The sequence below is a fragment of the Verminephrobacter aporrectodeae subsp. tuberculatae At4 genome, assembly GCF_000193225.1.
Classification (GTDB): domain Bacteria; phylum Pseudomonadota; class Gammaproteobacteria; order Burkholderiales; family Burkholderiaceae_C; genus Acidovorax; species Acidovorax aporrectodeae.
The window spans coordinates 1-7,302 of record NZ_AFAL01000710.1 but is presented as its reverse complement, the minus strand read 5'-3'; the positions used below and the strand labels follow the sequence as shown (position 1 = coordinate 7,302).

6 protein-coding genes and 1 pseudogene are annotated in these 7,302 nt (G+C 67.9%); 4 read left to right on the top strand and 3 right to left on the bottom strand.

What is annotated here, in order from left to right:
* On the bottom strand, positions 1 to 1,391 hold a 1,391-nt coding region (locus VTU_RS0120285), incomplete at its 3' end, for a DEAD/DEAH box helicase (RefSeq protein WP_010107999.1).
* Between the two features lie 253 nt (positions 1,392 to 1,644).
* Here VTU_RS0120285 and ettA point away from each other — a divergent pair.
* From ettA to VTU_RS0120265, 4 genes are all read left to right on the top strand, one after another.
* The gene (ettA, locus tag VTU_RS0120280) at positions 1,645 to 3,306 is read left to right on the top strand and encodes an energy-dependent translational throttle protein EttA (protein ID WP_010107994.1); all 1,662 of its coding nucleotides are present in this window, start codon (positions 1,645 to 1,647) and stop codon (positions 3,304 to 3,306) included.
* Positions 3,307 to 3,462: 156 nt separating this feature from the next.
* Complete coding sequence (locus VTU_RS35105; RefSeq protein ID WP_010107993.1) at positions 3,463 to 4,683, top strand: DUF1631 family protein; 1,221 nt, start codon at positions 3,463 to 3,465, stop codon at positions 4,681 to 4,683.
* A gap of 39 nt (positions 4,684 to 4,722) precedes the next feature.
* Complete coding sequence (locus VTU_RS0120270) at positions 4,723 to 5,328, top strand: SIS domain-containing protein (RefSeq protein ID WP_010107991.1); 606 nt, start codon at positions 4,723 to 4,725, stop codon at positions 5,326 to 5,328.
* Positions 5,325 to 5,996: a BON domain-containing protein gene (locus VTU_RS0120265; RefSeq protein ID WP_010107989.1), complete on the top strand. Its 672-nt coding sequence runs from the start codon at positions 5,325 to 5,327 to the stop codon at positions 5,994 to 5,996. Before VTU_RS0120270 ends, VTU_RS0120265 begins: the two co-directional genes overlap by 4 nt.
* A gap of 20 nt (positions 5,997 to 6,016) precedes the next feature.
* Here VTU_RS0120265 and VTU_RS0120260 read toward each other — a convergent pair whose 3' ends face one another.
* Together VTU_RS0120260 and VTU_RS28925 are read right to left on the bottom strand one after the other, a co-directional pair.
* Entirely contained in the window at positions 6,017 to 6,931 is a 915-nt protein-coding gene (locus VTU_RS0120260) for an NAD(P)-dependent oxidoreductase (RefSeq protein WP_010107987.1), read from the bottom strand.
* A 79-nt stretch (positions 6,932 to 7,010) separates the two neighbouring features.
* Positions 7,011 to 7,302: pseudogene (locus VTU_RS28925) on the bottom strand (type IV pili twitching motility protein PilT); the annotation flags it as partial.

Sequence of the window (7,302 nt, the reverse complement as noted above, 5' to 3'; positions counted from 1 at the left end):
GGCGCCGCTGCGCGCACCGCGCCACCGCCACCCCCACCCCCGCCACGGTTCGCAGCGCCGGCGGCCTGGCGCGGGCGGCGCTCGCCCTGGTCAGCCCCCTGGTCCGTCTTGTTGTTGCGCATGCGTTCGAGCATTTCGCTGCGCGCCGCCTTGGCCGCGGCCTGCATCACCTCGCGGCTCGGTGGCCGGCCCGCGCCGCCCCAGATGGTCTGGCGACCCATGGCAATCGGCTCGGCCTTCTCGCCCGGCTCGGGGCCAAAGCCCTCGATGAGCTGCACGGGAATCTGCTGCCCGGTAAAGCGCTCGATGGCCATCATGAAGCCCTCCTCGTCCATGCAGACCAGGCTCACTGCCTGGCCCGTGGCGCCGGCGCGGCCCGTGCGGCCGATGCGGTGCACGTAGTCTTCCGGGAGGTTGGGGATTTCATAGTTCACGACGTGCGGCAACTCGTCGATGTCGATCCCGCGCGCCGCGATGTCCGTGGCCACCAGCGCGCGCAGCGTGCCGCTCTTGAAGCCGGAGAGCGCCTGGGTGCGCGCGCCCTGGCTCTTGTTGCCGTGCAGGGCCATGGCCTGCACGCCGTTCTTGCTCAGGAATTCGGCGACGTTGTTCGCGCCGAACTTGGTGCGCGTGAACACCAGCACCTGGCTCCACTGGTTCTGCTCGATGATGTGCAGCAGCACCTGCTTCTTCCTGCCCCGGCCCACGGGGTGGATCACCTGCGCGATGCGCTGCACGGTGGTGTTGCGCGGCGTGACCTGAATGCTTTGCGGGTCCTTCAGCAGGCCGCTGGCCAGCTCGCGGATCTCGTCGCTGAAGGTGGCCGAGAACAGCAGGCTCTGCCGCTGCCGGGGCACCAGCGCGAGCAGCTTCTTCACGTCGTGGATGAAGCCCATGTCGAGCATGCGGTCCGCCTCGTCGAGCACCAGCACCTGCACGGCAGACAGGTCCACGAAGCCCTGCTGCTGCAAGTCCAGCAGGCGGCCGGGGGTGGCGACCAAGATGTCCACCCCGCGCTTCATGCGCTCGATCTGGGGGTTCATCCCCACGCCGCCGAAGACCACGGTGGAGTCGATGTCCAGGTACTTGCCGTACTCGCGCACGGATTCCTCGACCTGCGCGGCGAGCTCGCGCGTGGGGGTCAGCACCAGGGCGCGGATCCCCTTGCCGCCAAACTTGTTGCGCGGCGCGGTGCTCAGCGACAGGCGGTGCAGTATGGGCAGGGTGAACGCGGCGGTCTTGCCGGTGCCGGTCTGCGCACCGGCCAGAAGGTCGTGGCCCTGCAGAACGGCAGGGATGGCCTGCGCTTGTATGGGGGTGGGGGTTTCGTAGCCGGTTTCGTGTACGGCCTTGAGGATGGCGGGAGCCAGGTTCAGTTCGTCGAATGTCATGGTTTTGGATGCGCCCGTCCGGGACGCCGGGTATCGGCCTGTCGTGACAACCGGTGGGTTGACGAGCCAGTCTCAGGTCGATGGGGTTTTGGTGGGAGCCCGGAATCTGCTTCCTTGGTCCCCAGCAGCGTGCTGATGCGACAGGCAACTGGAGCCCGCCGCAGATGCGTATTGTCGCATGGTCCGATAATTGCGGGTTTGCACGCGCAGTTTGCACGCGCGATTTGCCGCCCATTTTTGCAACGAGACCCCCATGGCCCAATACGTTTATTCGATGAATCGTGTCTCCAAGACCGTGCCGCCCAAGCGGCAGATCCTCAAGGACATCTCGCTGAGCTTCTTTCCCGGCGCCAAGATCGGCGTGCTCGGCCTGAACGGATCGGGCAAATCGACCCTGCTCAAAATCATGGCCGGCGTGGACAAGGAGATCGAGGGCGAAGCCATCCCCATGCCCGGGATCCGGATTGGCTACCTGCCCCAGGAGCCGCAACTCGACCCCGGGCACAGCGTGCGCGAGAGCGTGCAGGAAGCGCTGGGCGAAGTGTTTGCCGCGAAGGCCAAACTCGAAGCGGTGTACGCCGCCTACGCCGAGCCCGACGCCGACTTCGACGCGCTGGCCGCCGAGCAGGCGCGCCTGGAGGCCGTCATCGCCAGCGCCGGAACCGATTCCGAGCACCAGCTCGAAATCGCCGCCGACGCGCTGCGCCTGCCCCCCTGGGACGCCCGGGTGGGCGTGCTCTCGGGCGGTGAAAAGCGCCGCGTCGCGCTATGCCGCCTGCTGCTGTCCAAGCCCGACATGCTGCTGCTCGACGAACCCACGAACCACCTGGACGCGGAATCGGTAGACTGGCTGGAGCAGTTCCTGCACCGCTTCCCCGGCACCGTGGTGGCCATCACCCACGACCGCTACTTCCTGGACAACGCCGCCGAGTGGATTCTGGAGCTCGACCGGGGCCACGGCCACCCGTACAAGGGCAACTACAGCAGTTGGCTGGAGCAAAAGCAGGCGCGCCTGGAGTCCGAACAAAAGGGCGAGGAGGCCCGCGCCAAGGCCCTGAAAAAGGAGCTGGAATGGGTGCGCCAGAACGCCAAGGGCCGCCAGGCCAAGAGCAAGGCGCGCATCGCCCGCTTCGAGGAGCTGAGCGACCACGAATACCAAAAGCGCAACGAAACGCAGGAAATCTTCATCCCCGTGGCCGAGCGCCTGGGCTCGCAGGTGATCGAGTTCCACAAGGTCAGCAAGTCGTTTGGCGAGCGCGTGCTCATCGACGAGCTGTCCATGAGCATCCCCGCCGGCGCCATCGTCGGAATCATCGGCCCGAACGGGGCCGGCAAGTCCACGCTGTTCAAGCTCATCGCGGGCCGCGAGCAGCCCGACAGCGGCAGCGTCGTCATCGGCTCCACGGTGAAGATGGCCTTTGTCGATCAGCACCGCGACGCGCTGTCGAACGACAAGACCGTCTGGGAAGACATCTCGGGCGGCCTGGACATGATCAACATCGGCAAGTTCACCCTGGCCAGCCGCGCCTACGCAGGCCGGTTCAACTTCAACGGCGCAGACCAGCAGAAAAAGGTCGGCCTGCTCTCGGGCGGCGAACGCGGGCGCCTGCACCTGGCGAAGACGCTGATCGCGGGCGGCAACGTGCTGCTGCTCGACGAGCCCTCGAACGACCTGGACGTGGAAACCCTGCGCGCGCTCGAAGACGCGCTGCTCGAATACGCCGGCAGCGTGCTGGTCATCAGCCACGACCGCTGGTTCCTCGACCGCATCGCCACGCACATCCTGGCCGCCGAAGGCGACAGCCAGTGGACCTTCTTCAACGGCAATTACCAGGAGTACGAGGCGGACAAGAAGAAACGCCTGGGCGAAGAGGGCGCAAAGCCCCGGCGCATGCGCTTCAAGGCCCTGGGGTAACTCCTTCCGCAGGAGAGCCCCAGGCCCGTTGCATGCGCCGCGTGGGCAGGGGCGCAGCGCCATGGGAAATGGAAAAAGCCCCGGGATGGTCTTGCCATGGGTGGGTGGCTCCCGATATCCTTGGGGCCCCCTATGTTCCAGACTGCGACGCGTCCGATGAGCGCTTTCCAAGCCTGCATTGCCGACGCCATGCGCGCGAGCGATGCCCTGGTGCGGGAGCTGCTCAGGGTCGCGCAAGAGGTCCTGGCGGCCGACGCGCCCCAGAACCGCGATATCCGCCAACGCGACCTGCTCGATGACAGCCTGCGCCTGCTGAACCGGCACGAGGCCGCCCTGGTCGGGGGCTACCCCCGGGCCCTGGCGGAAATCTGCGCCCAGAACCCGTCCGGCGCGAAGAACCGGACGGCGGTCGAAGACAGCGCGCCGGACCTGGACGAGCTCTCCCTCGTGGGCGAGGACGTCATACAGGCGCAGGTGGAGTTTTCCAAGGCCCGGCAATCCGTCCTGCGCGCCACCGACGAGGAGCTCAGCGAGCTCGACACGCTGATCAGTTCGGCGCAGGGCCTGCACAGTGTGCAGCCCGAGCGCAATCCGCTGCGGCCGGAAAACTACATCCGCGCCCTGCAGCAGGTGGTGGACGCGACCGGCGTGTCCGGCGAAGTCCGCCAGATATGGATCCAGCAGATGTGCCCCCCGCTCGGCAGGCTGCTCGCCGAGGAATACCAAAAAGTCGCCCGGAGCCTGTCCCAACAGGGCGTGCAACCCGTGAGCTACATGCTCATCGCAACGCCGTCGGACAGTGTGCGCGGCGGCGCTGGCGGCGGCCATCCGGTGCCTGGCCCCGGTAGCCCTGGCCGCGGCCCCGGGCAGGCTGCGGCAGCGGCCGAGGAAGCGCTGCTCAGCCTGGACATCCCGCACCCGCTGTTCACGAACGACGGGTCGGTGCCAGCCGTGCCGCCCGTGGCCGCAGCAGCGAGCCCGCAACCCGGCCCGGCCGGCGATCCGCTGGACCTGGCGTTGGAAACCATGGAGGGCGTGGCCCCGACCGGGCAGTTGGAACAACCGCACCTGGTTGAGGTTAAGGTTGAGGAAGCCGCACCAGCAGCCAGCGCAAAGCCGGCGCCGGACCCGCTGGCCGGCTTCGTGGTCGGCGCCTGGGTGGAGATCATGACCCACGGCCGCATGGTGCGCACCCAGCTCACCTGGGCCAGCGCGCAAGCGACGCTGTTCCTGTTTACCGCGCCCGACGCCAGCACGCAGTCCATGACGCGTCGCATGCGTGACAAGCTGGCCGCGCAAGGCGCGCTGCGCGTGCTGCCCGCAGCGCCGCCGAGTCCGCCCGCCGCGCGCCAGACGAGTGCGCATGGCCGCAGCTGAGCGCACGGCCGCAACCGGCAACGGGTATCATCGCCTGCCATGCCAGAGCAGTTGCAACGCATCCAACAACATTTCATCGACAGCGCGGACCTGAAGTACCAAGCCGCGCAAGCCCTGAGCCGTCCCATCGCCGCCGCCGTGCAAGCCATCCTGGCCTGCGTGACCAGCGGCGGCAAGGTACTGGCCTGCGGCAACGGCGCATCGGCCGCCGAGGCCCAGCAATTCGCCGCCTTTTGCGTCGCCGGCTTCGAGCGCGAGCGGCCCGAGCTGGCTGCCGTGGCCCTGACCTGCGACAGCACCCTGCTCACCGCCGCGGCGAGCGGCAACGCTGCGGCGCAACAGTTTGCCCGCCAGGTGCGGGCCCTGGGCCAGGCGGGCGACGTGCTGCTGGTCTTATCGGTCACGGGCAACGACGCCAACCTGCTCACGGCCGCCGAAGCGGCGCAGGAGCGTGGCATGGGCGTGCTGCTGCTGACCGGTTGCAGCGGCGGCAGGCTCGCGGCCATGCTGCGCGAGACCGACGTATTGATCAACGTGCCGCACGATCGTGCGGCGCGCGTGCGCGAAGTCCATTCCCTCGTGCTGCACTGTTTGTGCGACGGTGTGGACACGCAATTACTTGGTGAACAGGAGACTCTCCCATGATGAAGCAAACCATGAACCATATCCACCGCAGCGCATGCACCGTGCTGGCCCTTGCAGCGTTGGCCGCATCGCTGTCGGCCTGCGCGCCGTTGATCGTCGGAGGCGCCGTGGTCGGCAGCGTGATGGCGCTCGACCGCCGCACCACCGGAACGCAAATCGAAGACGAAGGAATCGAACTGCGCGCGGCGAGCCGCTTGCGCCAGGCCCTGGGCGAGAGCGCGCATGTGAACATCACCAGCTTCAACCGCCAGGCGCTGCTCACCGGCGAGGTCGCCAGCGCGCAGGACCGCCAGAACGCCGAACGCATCGTGTCCGCGGTGGAGAACGTGCGCTCGGTGGTGAACGACCTGGCCATCATGCCCGGCAGCACGCTGGGCCAGCGCTCTACCGACACCATCACCACGGGCAAGGTGCGCGCCAGCTTCGTGGACGCCAAGGACATCACGGCGAATGCCTTCAAGGTGGTGACCGAGCGCGGCGTCGTCTACCTGATGGGCCGCGTATCGTCGCGCGAGGCGCAACGCGCGACCGAGATCACCCGGGGCGTGGGCGGCGTGAGCAAGGTGGTGCGCGTGTTCGAGATCATTTCGGAAGAAGAGCTGCAGCGCATCGCGCCCCAGCCCTTGCCGGTGGACAAGGGCAACGGCACGGCGCCCACCGGCAGCTGAGATCCCTCCCCGCCGGGAAATCAGCCCAGCCGCTGAATCAGGCTCGACGTGTCCCGGCGGCCGCCGCCCATCTTCTGGACGTCGGCGTAGAACTGGTCCACCAGCGCCGTCACCGGGACGCGCGAGCCATTGCGCCGGGCCTCGTCGAGCACCAGACCCAGGTCCTTGCGCATCCAGTCCACGGCAAAGCCGAAGTCGAACCGGCCGTCGACCATGGTCTGGCCGCGGTTGTCCATCTGCCAGCTCTGCGCGGCGCCTTGGCCGATGACTTGCAACACCTGTTGCATGTCCAGCCCGGCGTTGCGACCGAAGGCCAGGGCCTCGGACAGGGCCTGCACCAGCCCGGCGATGCAGATCTGGTTCACCATCTTCGCCAACTGGCCCGAGCCGCTCGCGCCCAGCAGCGTGCAGGCGCGCGAGAAAGCCATGGCCACGGGCCGGACGGTGTCGAAGGCCGCGGCGTCGCCGCCGCACATCACCGTCAGCAGGCCGTTCTGTGCGCCCGCCTGGCCGCCCGATACGGGCGCGTCCAGAAACTCCAGACCCTGTTGCCGGGCCGTCGCGCAGAGCGCGCGCGCGACTTCGGCGGACGCCGTGGTGTGGTCCACGAAGACCGCCCCGGGCCGCATTCCGGCAAACGCGCCGTCGGCACCCAGGGTGACGCTGCGCAGGTCGTCGTCGTTGCCCACGCAGCAGAAAACGATGTCCGCGCCCGCCGCCGCCGCGCGCGGCGTGGGCGCATGGATCACGGTCTGGGTGGCGGCGTATTCGGCGCACCAGGCTGCGGATTTTTCCGCGGTGCGGTTGTAGACGGTGACCGCATGGCCCGCCAACGCCAGGTGGCCGGCCATGGGATGGCCCATGACGCCCAGTCCCAGGAAGGCGGTCTTGCGCGAGGGCGTGGCGTCGTAGTTGCGCGGGTTGGTGCTTGGCATGAATACAGGTCCGTTGCGGGGAGAAATGGGAAGGGGGGAAGGGGAAAGGGACCGCGCCGCAGGGTGGTGGGCAGCGGGGTCAGACGATCCCCAGGTGTTCGGTGCCGGCGGCCAGGTCGGGGGACCTGGCGCGCTGGCTGTTGAGTTTGATCTGCAGGCGCAGGTCGTTCACCGAGTCGGCATTGCGCAGCGCGTCCTCGTAGCTGATCACGTTCTGTTCATACGCATCGAACAGCGCCTGGTCGAAGGTCTGCATTCCGAGGTTGCGGTTCTTCTTCATGATCTCCTTGATCTCGGCGACTTCGCCCCGGAAGATCAGGTTGGAGATCAGCGGCGTGTTCAGCATCACCTCGACCACGGCGGTGCGCCCC

Bases quoted from the DNA above. Each gene is read 5' to 3' on its own strand.
- VTU_RS0120260 (WP_010107987.1), bottom strand. From the start codon at position 6,931: ATGCCAAGCACCAACCCGCGCAACTACGACGCCACGCCCTCGCGCAAG.
- VTU_RS35105 (WP_010107993.1), top strand. From the start codon at position 3,463: ATGAGCGCTTTCCAAGCCTGCATTGCCGACGCCATGCGCGCGAGCGAT.
- ettA (WP_010107994.1), top strand. From the start codon at position 1,645: ATGGCCCAATACGTTTATTCGATGAATCGTGTCTCCAAGACCGTGCCG.
- VTU_RS0120270 (WP_010107991.1), top strand. From the start codon at position 4,723: ATGCCAGAGCAGTTGCAACGCATCCAACAACATTTCATCGACAGCGCG.
- VTU_RS0120265 (WP_010107989.1), top strand. From the start codon at position 5,325: ATGATGAAGCAAACCATGAACCATATCCACCGCAGCGCATGCACCGTG.